General features: G+C 57.1%; 16 protein-coding genes and 1 pseudogene. 4 read left to right on the top strand and 13 right to left on the bottom strand.

The window, feature by feature from the left end:
• Window positions 1-1420, top strand: a 1420-nt coding sequence (locus H8E27_07680; GenBank protein MBC8325490.1) for a restriction endonuclease subunit R, incomplete at its 5' end; no start/stop codon positions are given.
• A gap of 345 nt (window positions 1421-1765) precedes the next feature.
• On the opposite strand, the gene H8E27_07675 is transcribed toward H8E27_07680, so the two are convergent.
• Entirely contained in the window at window positions 1766-2236 is a 471-nt protein-coding gene (locus H8E27_07675) for a DUF1501 domain-containing protein (protein ID MBC8325489.1), read from the bottom strand.
• A gap of 65 nt (window positions 2237-2301) precedes the next feature.
• On the bottom strand, window positions 2302-3135 hold the full coding sequence (locus tag H8E27_07670; GenBank protein MBC8325488.1) for an alpha/beta hydrolase: 834 nt from the start codon (window positions 3133-3135) through the stop codon (window positions 2302-2304).
• 293 nt (window positions 3136-3428) lie between these two features.
• Here H8E27_07670 and H8E27_07665 point away from each other — a divergent pair, with 293 nt between their 5' ends.
• Window positions 3429-4223, top strand: a complete 795-nt coding sequence (locus H8E27_07665; GenBank protein MBC8325487.1) for an HNH endonuclease — start codon at window positions 3429-3431, stop codon at window positions 4221-4223.
• A 75-nt stretch (window positions 4224-4298) separates the two neighbouring features.
• Here the strand turns inward: H8E27_07665 and H8E27_07660 are convergent, their stop codons facing one another.
• From H8E27_07660 to H8E27_07615, 10 genes and pseudogenes are all read right to left on the bottom strand, one after another.
• Window positions 4299-5777, bottom strand: coding sequence for a sulfatase (locus H8E27_07660; GenBank protein MBC8325486.1), 1479 nt, complete (start codon window positions 5775-5777; stop codon window positions 4299-4301).
• Window positions 5778-5880: 103 nt separating this feature from the next.
• Window positions 5881-6591 (bottom strand): FkbM family methyltransferase, encoded by a 711-nt coding sequence (locus H8E27_07655; GenBank protein ID MBC8325485.1) that lies wholly within the window; start codon window positions 6589-6591, stop codon window positions 5881-5883.
• Between the two features lie 53 nt (window positions 6592-6644).
• A complete protein-coding gene (locus H8E27_07650) occupies window positions 6645-8030 on the bottom strand; it encodes a DUF1501 domain-containing protein (GenBank protein ID MBC8325484.1) in 1386 nt (461 codons plus the stop codon).
• Window positions 8031-8038: 8 nt separating this feature from the next.
• Window positions 8039-10477, bottom strand: coding sequence for a PSD1 domain-containing protein (locus H8E27_07645; GenBank protein ID MBC8325483.1), 2439 nt, complete (start codon window positions 10475-10477; stop codon window positions 8039-8041).
• Between the two features lie 51 nt (window positions 10478-10528).
• Window positions 10529-12202, bottom strand: coding sequence for a FecR domain-containing protein (locus H8E27_07640; GenBank protein ID MBC8325482.1), 1674 nt, complete (start codon window positions 12200-12202; stop codon window positions 10529-10531).
• A complete protein-coding gene (locus H8E27_07635; protein ID MBC8325481.1) occupies window positions 12199-12753 on the bottom strand; it encodes a sigma-70 family RNA polymerase sigma factor in 555 nt (184 codons plus the stop codon). Before H8E27_07635 ends, H8E27_07640 begins: the two co-directional genes overlap by 4 nt.
• 72 nt (window positions 12754-12825) lie before the next feature.
• Window positions 12826-13299, bottom strand: a complete 474-nt coding sequence (locus tag H8E27_07630) for a hypothetical protein (GenBank protein MBC8325480.1) — start codon at window positions 13297-13299, stop codon at window positions 12826-12828.
• A gap of 104 nt (window positions 13300-13403) precedes the next feature.
• Window positions 13404-13759 (bottom strand): annotated as a pseudogene (locus H8E27_07625) (hypothetical protein).
• Window positions 13731-14012, bottom strand: a complete 282-nt coding sequence (locus H8E27_07620) for a hypothetical protein (protein MBC8325479.1) — start codon at window positions 14010-14012, stop codon at window positions 13731-13733. Before H8E27_07620 ends, H8E27_07625 begins: the two are co-directional and overlap by 29 nt.
• A gap of 69 nt (window positions 14013-14081) precedes the next feature.
• The gene (locus H8E27_07615; protein ID MBC8325478.1) at window positions 14082-14489 is read right to left on the bottom strand and encodes a hypothetical protein; all 408 of its coding nucleotides are present in this window, start codon (window positions 14487-14489) and stop codon (window positions 14082-14084) included.
• 157 nt (window positions 14490-14646) lie between these two features.
• Here H8E27_07615 and H8E27_07610 point away from each other — a divergent pair, with 157 nt between their 5' ends.
• Window positions 14647-16683 carry a multicopper oxidase domain-containing protein gene (locus H8E27_07610; GenBank protein MBC8325477.1) on the top strand — a complete coding sequence of 679 codons (2037 nt, stop codon included), beginning with the start codon at window positions 14647-14649 and terminating at the stop codon, window positions 16681-16683.
• Window positions 16684-16710: 27 nt separating this feature from the next.
• Window positions 16711-16956 carry a hypothetical protein gene (locus H8E27_07605; GenBank protein ID MBC8325476.1) on the top strand — a complete coding sequence of 82 codons (246 nt, stop codon included), beginning with the start codon at window positions 16711-16713 and terminating at the stop codon, window positions 16954-16956.
• Window positions 16957-16962: 6 nt separating this feature from the next.
• Here H8E27_07605 and H8E27_07600 read toward each other — a convergent pair whose 3' ends face one another.
• Entirely contained in the window at window positions 16963-18279 is a 1317-nt protein-coding gene (locus tag H8E27_07600) for a DUF1501 domain-containing protein (GenBank protein ID MBC8325475.1), read from the bottom strand.
• Window positions 18280-18288: the final 9 nt, after the last annotated feature.

Below are 18288 nucleotides of genomic sequence, written 5' to 3'. Positions count from 1 at the left end.
CGGCGGGGCCAAGGACGAAAGTTCGTGGCGAGGCATCATGGAATATTTCTCGCCCGCCGTGCAGTTGGGCCTGACGGCCACGCCTAAGCGCGAAAACAACGCGGACACTTACAGCTACTTCGGCGAACCGGTTTATGTCTACTCGCTCAAGGAGGGGATCAACGACGGCTACCTTACGCCTTTCCGCGTAAACCAGATTTCCACCACGCTTGATGATTACGTTTATACCGATGACGATGAAATCGAAGAAGGAGAAGTAGAGGATGGCAAACGCTACGTGGAGGATGATTTTAATAAGCGCATCGAGATCGAGGAACGTGAACGGAAGCGGGTGCAAATTTTTATGGACAGCATCGACCAGAGTGAGAAGGCGCTGGTCTTTTGCGCCACGCAGTTGCACGCGTTGGCGGTGCGCAACTTGATCAACCAATGCAAGACCAGTTCCGATCCCGATTACTGCGTGCGCGTGACGGCGAATGACGGAAAACTGGGCGAGCAAAAGCTTCGGCTGTTTCAGGACAACGAGAAAACGATCCCGACTATATTGACCACCTCGCGCAAGCTTTCCACTGGCGTGGACGCCCGCAACGTGCGGCACATCGTGCTGATGCGGACGATCAAGTCCATGATCGAGTTCAAACAAATCATCGGGCGCGGCACGCGTATTTTCGAGGGGAAGGATTACTTCACAGTCCACGATTTCGTGAAGGCGTATTTGCATTTTAATGATGACGAGTGGGACGGCGAACCGCTGGAGCCTGAAGAGCCCAAGCCGAGCCCGCCGGGGCCAGAGCCACCAACTGGGCCGGGGCCAGAGCCCCCGCCCGGCCCCCCAAGCCGGATGGTGAAGATCACCTTGGCCGACGGCAAGGAACGGCAAATCCAGCACATGGTGCAAACGACTTTTTGGCACGCGGACGGCACGCCGATCTCGGCGGCGGAATTTGTCGGGCAACTCTTTGGCGACCTGCCCGACTTCTTTCGCGACGAAGCGCAACTGCGGAAAATTTGGAGCCACCCGGACACGCGCCAAAAACTACTCGATGGCCTCGCGGAAAAAGGCTACACGCTCGCGCAACTGTCCGAGATCAAGAAACTCATCAACGCCGTTCAGAGCGATATTTTCGACGTGCTGGCTTACATCGCCTACGCCTTGGCCCCGGTGACCCGTGAAGACCGGGTGGCGTTGCACCGCGACATCATTCATTCGAGCTACACCGACAAACAAAAGGTCTTCCTCGATTTCGTGCTAGACCAGTACGTCAAGGAAGGCGTGAGCGAATTGCAGCCCGAAAAAATCAGCAGTTTTCTCCAGCTAAAATACGGCGGCATCCACGACGCAGTGGATGAACTGGGGGAAGCCGCTTCAATCAGGGAGCTGTTTATAGGATTTCAAAAGCACCTCTTTCAGGCTGCCTAAAACCGGCCTGAATTTCTCAAATTAAAAGTTCCCATCCTGTAAACCCCGTGAAATTACATATACAGGAGCAATCGACCATGCGAGTGCAGGGATTGGATTGCTGTGAAGAGCCCCCGAATCTGTCGGCGGGGATAAATTCTCAACCCAAGGAAAAACGATGAGTTATTATTACTCAGTTCCAAAGGGGAATCAGATCAGTATCGGCTGGGAGGATGAAACGAAAGACACAGTCTTTGGTGGCGTCTCTTGGTCAGGTCATTTTGCCGATGTGTCGGCTTGTCGCGAGTCGGATGCGCGCATTGAAGAGTTGGAAAGTCGACTCGACGGTGAGCGCGCCACCCGCGATCAGAACCGCACGCAGCTCTCTGCCCGGGTAGCACCGGCCACACGCGCAAAGTGCGTGCTGATGGCGGCGTTCTTGGAAAAGGAACTGACAATCGGTTGGATATTGTGGCCGCCGTTTTGAGTGGCGAATGAGCGCACCACGTTGAATTTATGCGCCAGCTTCGCCAGCTGACTCATCGTGCCGCCGAACTGCACGCCGGGCACGGAGGTGGAGACCACGTCGCCCACCGTACGAATGCCCGAGGGCGCATCCGGTTTGGGATCAAACGTTTCGAGCTGGCTCGGCCCCCCTTGTTGAAAGAGAAAAATTACCGACTTACCCGTCAGCGGATTGGGCTGCCCGCTAGCCAACGCCCGAGTGCCGAGCAGGGACGAAAGCGACAGACCGCCGAGGCTCAAGCCCCCGATCTCCAGCAATCGCCGCCGGCTCATTGAGCCCGCCGATCCGATTCCATCATAGACAGTCAGCATCTCAATCCTTCGAAGCTCAAAGGGTACCGGAAATTCAGACTTTTACCAGCCGGAAACGGAGCCGGTTATTCGATGGTTTTCTCGATCCGCTGAATAAACCGTAGCAGCAATGGATGCGCTGGCGCGGCCATTTGGCCGTGGTTATAACCGTCCAGCTCCATGAGCTGCGTGTCAGCATGACCGACCACCTTCATCATACGCCAGAGATAGGCGTTTTCCTCATAACGCCCGAGCATCTCCAGCTTGCGATCGCCGGTGATCAACAGCAACGGCGGCGCTTCCTTGCGCACATGAAACAACGGCGCCAACGCGTCAACAATCGGTTGCTTGCCGTCGATCCCGCGCTCGGCCCGCACCGTGAAATGCGTGATCGTGTGGCCGCTATAAGGAATGAGCCCGGCTAGAGCATCGGCATCCACCTTGTGCGCCGCCAGCCAGCGTTTATCCAGCCCCACCATGCTCGTGAGATAACCGCCCGCCGAATGGCCGCTCACATAAATCCGCTTTGGCGAGCCGCCGAAATCTTTGATGTGTTTAAACGTCCACGCCACAGCCGCCGCTGCGTCCTCGATATACGCGGGCGCCTTCACCTTCGGATGGAGCCGGTAATTCACCGCCACCACCGCGATCCCTTGATTCAGCAGCGCCTCGGGCACCGACCGATGGCCGGCCTTCAAGCCGCCGCCATGAAACCACACCACCGTGGGGAACTCCTTTTTGTGCACCGGAAAATACACATCCAACCGGCACCGCTCGCGCATGTAATCGGTGAGCTTGCCGGAGCGATAGAGAATATTCTTCTCCGTCCGATAAACCGGCGGCTCCAAAGGCGGTTCCGCCGCCGACAAAGCCGCCCCCCCCATCATCACCGCCAGCAGAATCGAAATACGGAACCTCATGCCGAAAATCCTAACGACGCCCACAAGTTGCGTCAACGGACCCTTTTGTGGCGCTGTGATCGCCAAGCTCAGCAAACCATTCGCTGCCAAGTGAAACACTCCCGCCACCCGCGGCAATCTCTCCGCCGCACACCCAAACGCCTTCGCCGATCTTGGCGAAGCCCTTGTGGTCTGGGGAAACGGCATCGCCGAGGGAAGAATGGTCTGCGCCCCCCTCAGCCAAGCATCCGCCGGATCCGGCGAATGACTGGATCAGGCTTTTTTAGATTTACTTATTCTGCCAAAATCAAAACATGGCAGCTGGCAAACGATGGGCGCGTGACGAATTATTCGTAACATTGAACATATATCATAAACTTACATTCGGAGCGTTTCATTCCAGAAACCCAGTCATTGTTAAACTAGCTGAAAAACTAAAAAGGACGCCCGGCAGTATTGCCATGAAACTCAGCAATTTTGCCTCGTTCGATCCTCACTTGAAATTAAGAGGAATCCAAGGGCTTGCGGGAGCAAGCAATTTGGACCGTGTTGTATGGGATGAGTTTCATGCTGAGCTGAATGAAACGGTGCCGGATAGTGAAAATGCGTTGCGTGAATTATTTGAGGTTGATGAAGATACCAACATAATAATTTTGCCTAAGCTGGGATTTCAGAAAGAACCGAGACGACTTGATGGGGAAACTGAGATTGAAGCAAATGTTAAGCAACGGCGTGGGCAGGATTACTTTAGAGAATCAGTCTTAAACAACTTTGGAGGACGATGTGGTGTTAGCCAAATAGCCTTACGAGATTTGCTCATCGCGTCGCACATATTACCTTGGAGCTCAAACCCTGATGAAAGGCTTAATGTGCGAAACGGCTTGTGCCTTTCACGCCTCCATGACGCAGCATTTGACAGAGGACTTATTGCATTCGATGACAATTTTCAATTAATGCTGTCCAGCAGACTGACTGCCGAGCTAAACCAGAAAGCAATAGATGCAAACTTTGGAAAATATGAAGGAAAAGCACTGAACATTCCGCAAGATGCGGCTTTGCCTGAACCTGCGTTTCTTGCGACTCATCGAGAAAATATTTTCGAAGATTAACAAATTTTGTCATTTAACCCCGTTTTTGATCGCTGGGGCACCTAGTAAAACAGGTCTGTAACACTCTTTATTCCCCTAGTCCAACCCCGGAATCGGATCATTGGGTTTAACTTCTTCACCCTGCCAAATGACTTTTCCGTCTTTGTAGGTCAGAATGCGGGAGCGGCTGCCTGGGGCGGGCATGCGGTTTGCCTTGGGTAAATATTTTTTGTGCTGCGCAATCACTTCAGCGTATTTCGAGTCATGCGCGAGGTTGTTCCATTCGTTGGGATCTTTCCTCATGTCATACAGTTCCTGGCTGCCATCGGCGTATTGGATAAAGCGCCAGTGTTCGCTGCGCACGCCGTGGTTGTCGTGGTTGTGGGTGGTGATGGCGGGCCATTCGCGTTCGGCCTGCGCGTTCTTCAACTGAGGGATAAGGCTGTGGCCTTCGAGCGTTTTGTTTTTGGGTAATTTCAGCATATCAGCCAAGGTTGGATAGATATCCAATAGCTCAGCGGGTTTGGCGCAGATTTGACCGGGTTTCACACCTGGGCCGGCAAAGATTAAGGGCACGCGCGTTCCATCATCCCACAAAGAGTTTTTGCCTGAGATTCCTTTCTCGCCTACGTGCCAGCCGTGATCGCTCCAGAGGACAATGATCGTGTTTTCTTCCAGACCATTTTTCTTCAGCGCGGCAAGCACTCGGCCCACCTGTGAGTCCATGAAGGAGGTGCAGGCTAGATAACTGCGGGTGATGTTTCGCCACTCGTTATTGTCCTCCAACCATTTTTGGCGGACTTCTGGCAAATACCAGTGCATGTACCAGCTAAAGCGCGGGGTATCCTCGCGATCGTTTCGTTTAATCTTCGGCAGGACTGTGTCGTCGTTCGGGTATAGGTCGAACCATTTCTGCGTGGCAAAGAGGGGCACGTGCGGCAGGAAAAAACCGACGGACATGAAGAAGGGTTCCTGCGGTTTTTGGTTCAGTTGATCGACGGCCCAATCGGCGACCTTCCAATCGCCCTTGTCCTCGTCCTTATGCGGGAAGGTGCCCCAGTCGACCAGTTTATGGTTTCCAAATGGTGTGGTGACCAATTTTTTCTTACCCTCAGGAAAGGGAGCGCCGCTTGCGCCTGGGCCAATGAAATCAAATTCGTTGTCTGTTTTTTGCCGGCCATAACGGCCGTGATAAATCTTGCCGGTGGTATAGGTTTTGTAACCGCCATGCTTCTTCAAATACTGCGGCAGGGAAACTACGTCTTTAAACTCCGGCACATTCCGGAACCAAGGCGACAGTCCATAAATCCCCGTGCTCCCGGGGCGCCGGCCAATCATCAGGCTGGTGCGCGAAGGATTGCACAGGGGCGACTGGCAATGGGCGTTGGTGAAGGCCGTGCCGCGCTTGGCGAGGCGATCGATGTGGGGCGTCTTCACCATCGGATGCCCGCCAAGGTAGCCGATCCAATCGTTCTGATCGTCGATGGCGATGAACAGAATGTTGGGCTTTTTATCCGCCGCGTGAAGTGCTAACGACAAGAATACTAACAACAATATTCGAAGAGAAAAACGCATGCGAAAAGGATGCCGTTGTCGAAACAGATTGGCAAGCACCCCGTGCTATCGGCACCTAGCCGACAGGGTCTGAATATGGTTGGAGCGGCACACCGAATTCGTGTTATTTGTTCTCCCTTGGCATCAATATGTCCGTCTCGGGCTGGACAAAGATGAGTGTGTAAAACGTCCAACTGCGCAAGGCGTAGCCTTTACTGGTCAACAATTTGTACGAATCAGTTCCGATGATTTCGCCGATGTTCCGATGATAATCTTCGATGAGAATGATCTTAGGGAAATGCCGATCGAAGTCGACTGATTTCAAAATTCTCTCGTCCATCCCCTCGGCTTCGATTGAAAGCAAGTCAATTTTCCGACCGGCAAACGGGCTTTCTTCGATGATTTGCGCGAGGGTTTTTGTCTTGGCTTGGCGTTCATCAAACACGGCTTCATTTGTACCCGCCGCTTGTTGGGAATTGATTGTGGTGCCCAAACCAAAGGAGCTGAATCGGCGGATGGTCACGGTCTCTTCCAAATCAGAAACGGGACACACCACGTTATGGTCATTGGGGCGGCACAGATTGAAGAGGCGAATCTTGTCTTCTTCCAAATCAATATTGATGCCGTTCCAACCTCGTTGGTGAAGGCGATAGGTATTGGAATGTTTTTTGGGATGGTAGCAACCCACGTCCACGTAAAATCCATCGCAAAGTTCGGGCTTCAGCAATTCATCGAGAACAATGTCTTCGCCAAACTGCGCATAATGAGTTTGGCGAAAATTTGTGAGATACGCCTTGCGGAGACTCCAAATATACTTTGCGATTTTTTTAAACATATTTCCGCTCGGTGCACAGATTAGCACCAAGCGGGAAATGGAACAATCTTCCGCTACCCCAAAATCTCTTTAGCCACGTTGCCGTGGACGTCGGTCAGGCGAAAATCGCGACCCGCGTAGCGGTAAGTTAGCTTTTCGTGGTCGAGGCCCATGAGGTGCAGGAGCGTGGCATGCAGGTCGTGGAAGTGCATCCGATTTTCGACGGCTTTAATGCCGTGCTCGTCGGTGGCGCCGTAGCGCATTCCTCCTTTTACGCCACCGCCGGCGAGCCAGTAGCTGAAGCCGCTGGCGTTATGGTCGCGGCCGTCTTGTTGCTTGGCGTGCGGGGTGCGGCCGAATTCGCCGCCCCACATCACGAGAGTGTCTTCAAGCAAACCGCGCTCTTCGAGGTCAGCGAGCAGCGCGGCCATCGGCTGGTCGGTGGCTTTGCAGTTGGCGCCGAGGCGCGCGCGCAGGGCTTTGTGTTGATCCCAGTTGGAATGAGAAATTTCCACGAACCGCACGCCGCTCTCGACCATTCGCCGCGCAAGCAAACATTGACGGCCAAAATTATCTGTGTCGCCGCCGCCGATACCGTACGCCTCAAGCGTGGATTGCTTTTCGCCTTTGAGGCTCATCACCTTGGGCAGTGCGCTTTGCATGCGGAAGGCAAGTTCATAGCTTTCGATGACGCCATCAATTTGCGCACTGGCTTCATTGCGGTCTTTGAGGTCGCGATTGAGCGACTGGATGTAATCAAGCTGGCGTCGTTGCGCTGCTGCATCGAGGCGGGCATTGCCGAGGTTTGGAAGCTTCACATCCTTGAGCGGTTGGCCGAGATTGCCAATGCGCGTGCCCTGATAAATGGCCGGCAAAAACGCGCTGCCATAATTCTGCGCGCCACCCACCCGCGAGGGCGGGTTTAGCGTGACGAAGCCCGGCAGGTTTTGGTTCTCCGTGCCGAGGCCGTACAGCAGCCACGAGCCGAGGCTGGGCCGCACAAATTGAAAGCTGCCGGTGTGCAGTTGCACAAAGCACTGCGGATGATTCGGGATATCGCCGTACATACTGTTGAGCAGGCACATTTTATCCGCATGCTTAGCGAGATGCGGGTAGAGCTCGGAAATCTCAAGGCCACTTTTGCCGCGCTTGGGAAATTTCCAGGGCGATTCCATCAACTTGCGATTGCCAAACCCGCTGGCGGTTTTGCCGTCATTCTTGGCCAGCGCCGGTTTGTAATCAAACGTGTCCACGTGCGACGGCCCGCCGCGCATACAACAAAAAATGATGCGCTTGGCGCGTGGTTTGAAGTGCGGCTGCTTGGGCGCGAGCGGGTTTTGATATCGTTGCGCGGCGTGCGCGGCCATGGTGCTGAGGCCCGCAAACGCCATAAAGCCGAAGCCTGCGCTCATACTTTGCAACGCGTCGCGGCGCGAAAAGTTTAGTGATGTGGTGTCCATAGTTTTAATTAATTTAAATAACGAAACTCCGCGCTGGCCAGCAGAGCTTGGCACAACGTGGTCCACGCCTGCAACTCAGCGGACGTGCCGTCGGTGTTGCACTCGGCGAGAAAGGCGGCGGTGCGCGACTGCTCGGCCGGCGTGGCGGCGCGGGCGAAGGCGAGCTGAAACGCGAGATTAATGCGCGCGCGATCCTCGCCGGCGCGCAACACGCGCGCGGCCATTGCCTTGGATTGCTCGGTGACAAATTTGCTGTTCAACAAAAACAGCGCCTGCGTGGGTACGATGGTAATTTCGCGGCGACCCACAATGATGCTCGGCTCGGCAAAATCGAAAGCCTTCAATATATCCGGCACGGCTTGGCGCGCAACGGGCAAATAAATGCTGCGGTGATTGTGCTCGGCATTGCGCAAGCGGTCGAGTTGCTGAACATTGCGACCAAGATTGCCGGCGATTTTAGCGAGCTCCGTGCCTTGGTATGGCGTGAGGTTGAGCTGGCCGGCGGTGGCGAGCATGCCGTCGCGCATACTCTCGGCGTCAAGCCGGCGCTGGTTCATTTTCCAGAAAAGCGAGTTGTCCGGATCCGCCTTGGCGTTGGCGGCGGAGTGCGCGCTGGACATTTGATAGGTGCGCGACAGGACGATTTCGCGCACGAGTTTTTTCACCGACCAATCCTGCGCGATGAAGCGCGCGGCAAGGTGATCGAGCAACGCCGGGTTGGTGGGGCGTTCGCCGGTGGCGCCAAAGTTGTCGACCGTGCGGACGATGCCGCGCCCAAACAGATGATGCCACACGCGATTGGCAAACACGCGCGCGGTGAGCGGATTGTCGCGATGAGCAATCCACTCGGCGAGTTGAAGGCGGCCGCTTTGTGTTGCATCAACCGTCGGCCCGCCAAAATCCAGGACACGCGGGAAGCCGCGTTGGGTCATTACGCCCAGCGTGCCGGTGTTGCCGCGAATGTGCACTTTGATATTCGTGGGCTTGCCTTCGATTGCGCCCATCGCCAGCGGTCCGGATTGCTTGGGTTTGCCGGTATTTCCACCGCGCAATTTCCGCAGTTCGAGAGCAATCGAGCGGGTTTCCTTTTGGATTTTCTTGAAGCGCGGATCAATCTTCGCCTTACCCTTCAACTCCGTCTGCAGTTTTTTTTGCTCAACCACGAGCGTGCGCTGGCGCTTTTGCAGCGCGGCAATCTTTGTTGTGTTGTCCGCTTGCTTGGGGTTCACACCCGACTTCGCGCGCCCTTCCGCCAGCTCAATGAGTTTCGTTTGGTGCCGAATCCCGCCGCCGGTGGCACCGCCAAAAAGTGTTTGGGTACTCGCAAACACTCCGGCCAGCGAATAGTAATCCTCGGTGGGGATCGGATCAAACTTGTGGTCGTGGCAGCGCGCACAGGCGACGGTGACGGCCATGAACGCGCGCGTGGTCACGTCGAGTTGCTCGTCGACCACATCCATTTTGAATTCGCGGGCGTCACGGTTGTTAAGCGACTTCGGCCCCATCGCGAGAAAACCCGTGGCGATGCGGCGTGCGTCGGTGGATTTGCCGGGCAAAAGGTCGCCGGCGATTTGTTCTTTGATAAACTCGTTGAAGGGCTTGTCGGCGTTAAACGAATCGATGACGTAATCACGATAGCGCCACGCGTGCGGGAAGGCGGCGTTGCGCTCCATGCCATTGCTTTCGGCGTAGCGCGCGACGTCCAGCCAATGGCGACCCCATCGCTCGCCAAACTGCGGACTAGCCAGCAACCGGTCGACAACTTTTTCAAGCGCCTTGGGTGATGTGTCCGTGAGAAAACCCGCCACCTCACTCGGTGAAGGCGGCAAACCGGTGAGGTCATAATAAACGCGGCGAATGAGCGTGCGCCGGTCAGCGTCGGCGACGGGTCTCAAGCCCTTCGCTTCCAGCCCCGCAAGCACGTGGCGATCAATGCCCGTGCGTGGCCAAGATTTGTTTTTCAGTTTCGGTGCAACTGGCTTAACCGGCTGGAACGCCCAATATTTTTTGCCCGCCTCAATGTCGATATCGCGCTTGATGGCCACGGCACTCTGTTCCGAGCGCGGATCGGGCGCGCCCATCGCCACCCATTTCTCAAGGTCGGCGATGACCGAATCGGGCAATTTTTTCTTGGGCGGCATTTGCAAATCGTCATTGTCCCAGCGCACCGCTTCGATGAGCAGACTTTTCTTGAGGTTGCGCGGCACCACCGCCGGCCCGCTCTCGCCTCCCTTGCGCGTGCCGGCCTTCGTGTCCAGCAATAGCTCGCCCTTTATTTTATCGGACTTCGCCGAGTGGCATTGGTAGCACTCGTTCACCAGCACCGGCCGGATTTTTTTCTCAAAAAACTCCACCTGCGCCGCCGTGGGGCTTTGCTGCGCGGGCAGCCCCAACGCCGACAACGCCAGCCCGACGGCCGCGGTCCAGAGGGTGCGGTTCAATTTCATCGTGTTTTGGACTCTCTTGATTGGGATTTCATTGCCTGTTTTTTAAAAAAATTAAACGCCGGGCTGTCCTGCTTGGTAAATTTCCAAAATGGTTTTGTCATCGAGCGCCTCGCCGAAAATCATGAATTCATCCATACGACCGTTGAAGCGGCGCTGGGATTTCGGCTCATCTTTCGGCGGGCGGCCCCAGTTGCCCAGTTCCACTGAGCCGCCGCGCAGGGGTTTGGGCCGGGGCATGCTCGCCGAGGCCACGCGCTGGCCATTGACGTAATGGATAACGCGTCCGCTCAAGGTATCAATTGACAAAGCCAAGTGTATCCACTGGCCGAGTCGGCGGGATTTGAAAACCGGCTTTGTGGCACTGATCCACGGGCTGAGCTTGGATTGGCGCTGCAATATGAATTGCAACCGGCCGTCGCCGGTGATTTGCCACGCGGGTGCATAGCGGCGTTTTCCATCAGCCGTGAGCAGGCTGTGGTAGGACTGGTCCAGCGCATCGATCCGCACCCACGTGGCGAAGGTCAGCGCGGGGAGGTCGAGGTCTTTTCGATTGTCGGGATCGGGGCGGTTCTCGTTCTCGCGCCGGCGCAATGGCAAACGAACGCGGTCGCCGGGGTTCTTGAACTCGAGCGCGCCCTTCCCCGGCCAGCGGCCCTCGGCCCAGCGGCAGCCGATGATGGCACCGTTGAGCCACGGTCGTTCCGTCCATTGGCTGTGCAGGCGGCGCGGTTTGTCGTTGCGCTGAAAATCATAATAGGCGAGCAGCCGGGGGTCGGTCTTCCATCGCACACTGGCCTCGCGCCAGCGGGCGAACTGCTCGGCGACGCGGGCATCGGCTTGGGCGGCAATCTCCGGCGCGGAAATAAATCGGGTTGGGTCGGCGGGAATATTCTTGAGTTGGCCGGCGGCATTGATGCGCGCGGCTTTGCCGGCGGTGAGGTCGGCCGTGACGGTTTGGCCATCGGGCGGATAGACCTCCACGCGTCCATCAAACACATGAACCTCGGCCGGGCCATTCTCCGCCACGTCGATGCCAAACTCCGTGCCGAGGTCGACCAACCGCGCCTGCGGCGTGAGCACCGTGAACCCCGCTGCGGGCTCAGGCACGATGGCCCGCAGCTTGCCGCGATGGCACTTGGCCAAGTCAATGCCCAGCAACTCGAAATCCGCCGGCCCCTCGAGGATGACCGCCGCGCCGCTATAAAACTCCAGACGCACGAGGCCGGCCGAGAATAGCAGCCGCCCCGCTGGCACCGCCGTGCCGACTGGCAACGCGGGCGATTCCCATTCCACGCCCACCGCCTTGGCCAGCACGGCCACGCCGGGAACAACCACCGGGATGGCGGCAGCGGTCTTGGTAATGGGGTTGGACGATTTGGGCTCGGGCTGGTTCCACTTCCAAACTCCGAGAGTCAGCAATGCGACCAGTGACGCCGCGAGCGCCCACGGCATCCAGCGCGCGGTGGGGGATTGGGCGGGAGCGTTGCCGAGCAGCGGATGCGCACTCTCGCCCCACGCCAAGCCAGCGGGCTCGCCGTACTCGTGCAGGGCACTCTCGAGATTCATGTAGCGCAGAAACTGCGCGCGCGCCTCGGGGCTCTCGGCGAGCAGTGCCTCCAGCCGCGCAAACTCCTCTTCGCTCAATCGTCCGTCGCAGTGGCCGGCGCACAGGGCGTTTAGCTCGTCGGCGTCGTACGGCTGTAAATTGGATTCGTCACTTTTCATAATGGCTCCTTTGCCAGTTCGCGCTCAATGCATTTCAATAAAGCCTGCCGGATGCGCGAAAGCGCCTTGTACGCGGCGGCCACCGTGCGACCGGTCTGCTCGGCGGCTTCCCCGATGGCCGCGCCGTGGGTGTACACGGCCAGCACCAGCATACGCTCGCGCTCCTTCAACTTGGCGAGGCAACCGCGCAGGGCATGCCGCTCGCGTTCCAGCGGCACGGCGGCTTCTTCCGCCTCGTCGGCGAGCAGCTCGATGATGTCCTCGCGGAACACCAGCCGGTCGCGCGCCTTGGTGCGGCGGTATTTCAGCACCTCGAACCGCGCGATGACGCAGGCCCACGCGTTGAAATTGGTGCCGGGCTCGAAGGTGTCGAATTTTTTCCAGAGCACGAGGCTGGTGTCCTGCAGGACTTCCTCCATGTCCTCGGCGGTGGGCAGGAGGGCACGGAGGAAGGCGCGCAAGCCGGGCTCGGCACGGGTGAAGTGCCGCACAAAGGCTTCGTAGTTGGGTTCGTTGCCGGCCAAAAATCGGTTTGCCAAAAACCCGCCCAAAGGCGTCCGCCGACGGGATCGACGGACGCCAGCCGGTCGGGACAGACCGGCTTGATTAGGCGGCGGGTGAGTTTACTTGTCCTTCTTTTTCTTTGGGCCCTTGAGCTTGGCCTTCTGCTCGTCGGTGAGCAGCGCGGCGAATTCCTTGCGGGCGGCCGCCATCACTTCGCGCACTGCCTTTTGGCCTTCCTTCATTTGGGCCTTTTGGGCGTCGGTCAGCGACACTGCCGCGTTCACGGCCTCGCTCAGTTCCTTGCCTTTTTTGCCGGCGGCTTTCGCTTCTTTCTGAGCGGCGGCGCGGGCCTTCTTTTGCTCGGGCGTGACGACATTCAGCTTGGCGCGCGCGGCGGCAAACTGTTCGGCATATTTCTTGTTCAGGTCCGCCACGGCTTCCGTCTGCTCCGCGGAGAGCTCGATGCCCTTGGGCACCTGAACGATCACCGGCGCCTTAGTCGGCTTCTTCTTTTTCTTGTCTGCCGCGTTGGCGTTGAACGCCACCGCACAGGCAAGCACACTCAGGGTGAGGATTTTCAGTGTCTGTTTCATTTCAATTTCAGGGTTGTTTGATTAAAGCCACCCAAATACGGGCCCGGCTCGCCATTGAACTCCCGTATGAGCCGTGATTGGACAAAAAAAAAGTCTCAACCGCCCTACACCAAAATTTCCCTCGCCACCTTTCCGTGGACGTCGATCAAGCGAAAATCCAATAGGGCTAGCGATTCGGGCACGAGATTGCGCACGATTGAGAGGCTTTCGCGCACATCCCCCGGCACCACCGCGTGCCCGAGTCGCCTCCCTCGCGAACGCCCGCCCGCATATCCAGCACCGGCCCGCCCTTCACCTTCTCGCTATCCGCCGAGTGACACTGATAACACCGCTCCACCAAAACCGGACGAATCTTCTTCTCAAAAAAAGCCAACCCCGCCGCCGTGGGTTTCGCTGCTTCCACCCCAAAAGAGCCGAAGCAAATCAACGCGCTAAAGCAAAATTTGGACCATCCGTTCATCAACAAATTCCTGCCTCAAAAGACGTGCCCCATCAACAATGGTTACGCGGGAAGGCCTGTGGTTCAAACTGAATGAAAACTCAATCAAGGATTCCGCGACCACTTCACCCACGCGAATATCCGCCGCCGGACGCGCCATTTCCAGCCCGCCGCCCGCGCCGCGCCTGCCAAAAACATCAGCACGCGCAAGGGATAATCTGTGTGTAATGATAACCGCATTTCGATAAGTGCTTAATCTGCACCGGAACAGCATCTTTAGAAAGTCACGCTGGATTTCTCAAAGCTCTTTTTTCAAATAAATATCACTGGATACACTCTGGATTCAGCGGGCTTGGAGCATTAATGACGAAAATTGTTCGTGTTTTTGCCAAGCCCAAGTTGACTTTTCGAGTGAGCTCGCTAGATTGCCCCTTGTGAAAGCTTGTTGGCAGGCAATGATGGTGGCGGGGTTGGGCTTGATTTTGGCCAACCCGGTTTGCATTTGCCGTGCCGAATCGATGCCTTCCGCAGAGACCGCATCGGACTCCCAAGGCAGTTGTTGCAGCAAATCCACCGAGCCTTCGGAGGATGCGCCCGGGCCGCTTGCACCTGGGCCGTGCGAATGCGAGGCGTCGGTGGACTTGGGGCTTGCGCAAGTGAAGGTTAATTTTTCGGTTCCGATTGCTGCCGTCAACCGCATCATTAGTATTGAAGTGCAGTCGGCGTTCACCTTCGCGCCGATGACGCCCATATTGCCCGCGGTAGCTTTTCATAGGCCGCCCTTGCGGCATCTTCATTCAGTTTATCGTCTCTGATTTTTCACCCTGTGATCCGGGCGCTGCGCTTGAGCAGATGTCTTGTGGAAATCATTCCCGTTTTGATTGGCGTGCCATTTAATTTGCAAAGGCATGCAAAACAACAACCCCCTTCAGAGGATAAAACACATTTTAAAAACAATCTCTTTCGTATGGCTGATTTGCGCGGCGGTGGTGCACGGCGCGGTGGTGAACTATGATTTAACCGTTTCCGAAAAAATCATCGCGCCCGAAGGCAAACGCGTGACCGCACTGGCCATCAACGACCGCATCCCCGGGCCCACGCTGCGCTTTCGCGTGGGCGATACCGCGCGCATTCGCGTGCACAATCGGTTGCCCAAAGAGGCCACCATTTTGCACTGGCACGGGTTGCTGCTGCCCAACGCGCAGGATGGTGTGGCGCCGCTGACCACACCGGCAATTCCTGCCGGCAAATATTTTGATTATGAATTTCCGCTGACGCACGCCGGCACCTTTTGGTATCACTCGCATATGGGCTTGCAAGAGCAACGCGGTTTGTATGGCGCGATTGTCGTGGAACCCACCGAGGCCGTGGGCCTGCCGGTAGATCGCGAGCACGTGGTGGTGCTTTCGGATTGGACCAACGAGGATCCCAACGAAGTGATGCGCACGTTGTTGCGCGGGGACGAATGGTACGCCATTCGCAAGGGCAATATGCAATCGATTTGGGGCGCGCACAAGGCGGGCGCGCTGGGCGAATATTTTTCGCGCGAATGGTCGCGCATGCCGCCGATGGATATTTCCGACGTGGCCTACGACGCCTTTTGGGCTAATGGAAAAAAGCGAATGCCGCTCGAAAGCAAAGGCGGCGAGCGCGTGAAGTTGCGGCTCATCAACGCCGGCGCGTCCACGTATTTTTATGTGCACTCGGCCACGGGGCCATTGACGATTGTGACGGCGGACGGCCAGCGCGTTAAGCCGGTGAACGTAAATCGACTGCTCATAGGAATGGGCGAAACGTACGACGTGATCGTCACGCTGCCCGCAAGCGGTCGTTACGAAGTGCGGGCCACGGCGCAGGATGGATCGGGGCACGCGTCCATTTTCCTTGGTGCGGGCGCGGAGCATTTGGCGAAGGACATCCCGAAGCCCAATCTATATTCAATGGATTGGATGGTCGCCGGCTTGGAAAAAGACGATCAACCGATCGACACGCCCGAGCCACCGCGTCCGTTGTCGCCTTATCGAAAGTTGCGGGCATTGGCTTCCACCAAACTGCCCGCCGATGCGCCGGTGCGAGAGATCGAGCTGCGCCTCACGGGTAATATGCAGCGCTATATGTGGTCGTTCAACGGCAAGATGATCAAAGAGGAATCCACCATTCAGGTGAAGCGCGGTGAGGTGTTGCGGATGAAATTTATCAACGACACGATGATGCATCATCCGCTGCATTTGCACGGGCACTTTTTCCGGTTGCTGAATGGCCAGGGCGATTTTGCGCCACTCAAGCACACAGTCGATGTGCCGCCGATGGCGCGCGCGGCGATTGAGTTTCTGGCCAACGAACAGGGCGACTGGATTTTTCATTGCCACCTGCTTTATCACATGAAAGCCGGAATGAGCCGCGTGATCAGCTACGACGATCAAGGCGCGGATCACAAACCTAATCTCGATTACAAATCCATGAACCCGTGGGTCTTCAACATGGATGCCACCGCGCAAACTAACTTTAGCGAAGGCCGCGCCGGCTGGCGCAATGCGCGCAACAATCTCGATTTCACTTGGGATTATGAGTTTGAGGAAAAAGAATACGAGATGGATGTGGTTTGGAAATATTTCCACAACCACAATTGGTCCTTGCTCTACGGCTACCGCTTCACCAACGAACACGATGCGGAGGATCGAGCGTTTGCCGGCGCGCAATACCGTCTGCCGCTGCTGGCGTACAGCACGCTCACGGTGGATTCCGAAGGCGATCTGCGCTCCGGCTTGGGGAAATCATTGCAACTCACTCAGCGCCTGAGCCTTGAAAACGAAATCGAGTATGACACCCACTCCGATTGGGAATGGCGCGGCGGCCTTGAGTATCGCCTCAACAAACGCTTTTCAATCACCGGCGGCTACCACTCCGACCACGCCTTTGGTATCGGCCTTAATTTCAAATGGTAAAAACCAAAATCAAATCCAACATCTAAAATGAAAAACACACTGCTCATCATCGCCTTCGCCAGCACCTTGCTGTTGGGCTGCAACTCAACGGACCTCGCAAACGCCAAGGCGTATCCACTGAAAACCTGCATCGTGTCCGATAATGACCTGAAGTCCATGGGCGATCCCGTGGTAATCGTGCACGAAGGGCAGCAAATAAAATTCTGCTGCAAACCTTGCATCAAGAAATTCAAAAACGACCCCGCCAAGTTTCTGGCGAAACTGGGGCAGTAATTTCAACTACGCCAAGATTTCCTTGGCCACATGGCCGTGGACGTCGGTGAGCCGGAAATCGCGACCGGCGTGGCGGTAGGTGAGGCGTTCGTGGTCGATGCCCAGCAGGTGCAGCAACGTGGCGTGCAGGTCGTGGATGTGCATGCGCTGTTGGACGGCCTTGAAACCAAAATCGTCGCTCTCGCCATAACTCGTGCCACCGCGCACACCGCCGCCTGCCAGCCACATCATGAAGCCGTGCGGGTTGTGGTCGCGGCCAGTGCCGTTTTCGCTGACAGGCGTGCGGCCGAATTCGCCGCCCCACACGATGAGGGTGTCCTCCAAGAGGCCTCGTTCCTTGAGATCGCCCAGCAGCGCGGCGATGGGTTGATCGATATTCTTCGCGAGCGTGGGCGTGGTCTTGTTGTGATTACTGTGCGTGTCCCACGGCTGGCCGTTGCCGTAGTACACCTGAATGAACCGCACGCCGCGCTCGGATAACCGCCGCGCCAGCAAACAGCCGTTGGCGAAGTGCCCTTTGCCGTAGGCCTCGCGCACGCGCTCCGGTTCCTTGGCGATATCAAACGCATCCGTGGCGGCAAACTGCATGCGATAGGCCGTCTCCATCGCCTCGATGCGGCCCTGCAACGCGGGATCGGGCGCGCCCTGTTGCGCGAGGTGCTCGCGGTTGAGCGCCTGCATCAGGTCGAGCTGACGGCGTTGCGCGGCGGGATCGAGCTTGGCGTTGCGCAGCCACGGGATCATTTCCTTTGGCGCAATCTTGGAGTGATTGATGTACACGCCCTGATGTTGCGAGGGCAGAAAGGCGCTGTTCCACAAAATGGAAAACCGCACTGGCCGGCCGGGGCACAGCACGATGTACGCGGGCAGGTTGGCGTTTTCCGAGCCGAGCCCGTAGCTCATCCACGCGCCCATGCTCGGCACCTTGGGCGTCATGGTGCCGTTGTTCATCAGCAGCAACGCCGGCCCGTGGTTCGGGTTGTCCGTGTGCACCGAGCGCAACACGCACAAGTCATCGGCAAACCGCGCGGTGTGTGGCAGCAACTCGCTGACCGGCAAACCGCTTTGCCCATGCCGCGCGTATTGGTAGGGCGCATTGAGCAAACCGCCCGTCGGCCGTTCCGTGCGCAAATCCGTCCCCGCCGGCCGTTGTCCTTCGAATTTCTTGAGGGCCGGTTTCGGGTCCAAAAAATCCGGCCCAAACGGACCGCCGTTCATGAACAAATGAATCACCCGCTTCGCCCGCGGCGCAAAGTGTGGCGCCATCCCCGTCGCCGCCTGCAGCGAATTGAACAGCCCCAACGTCCCCATTCCCGCTCCCATTCGGGCGAG

Source organism: Limisphaerales bacterium (genome assembly GCA_014382585.1).
GTDB lineage: Bacteria > Verrucomicrobiota > Verrucomicrobiia > Limisphaerales > UBA1100 > JACNJL01.
Note: the sequence above shows the minus strand (reverse complement) of the source record. Positions and strands in the feature narration are given on the sequence as shown.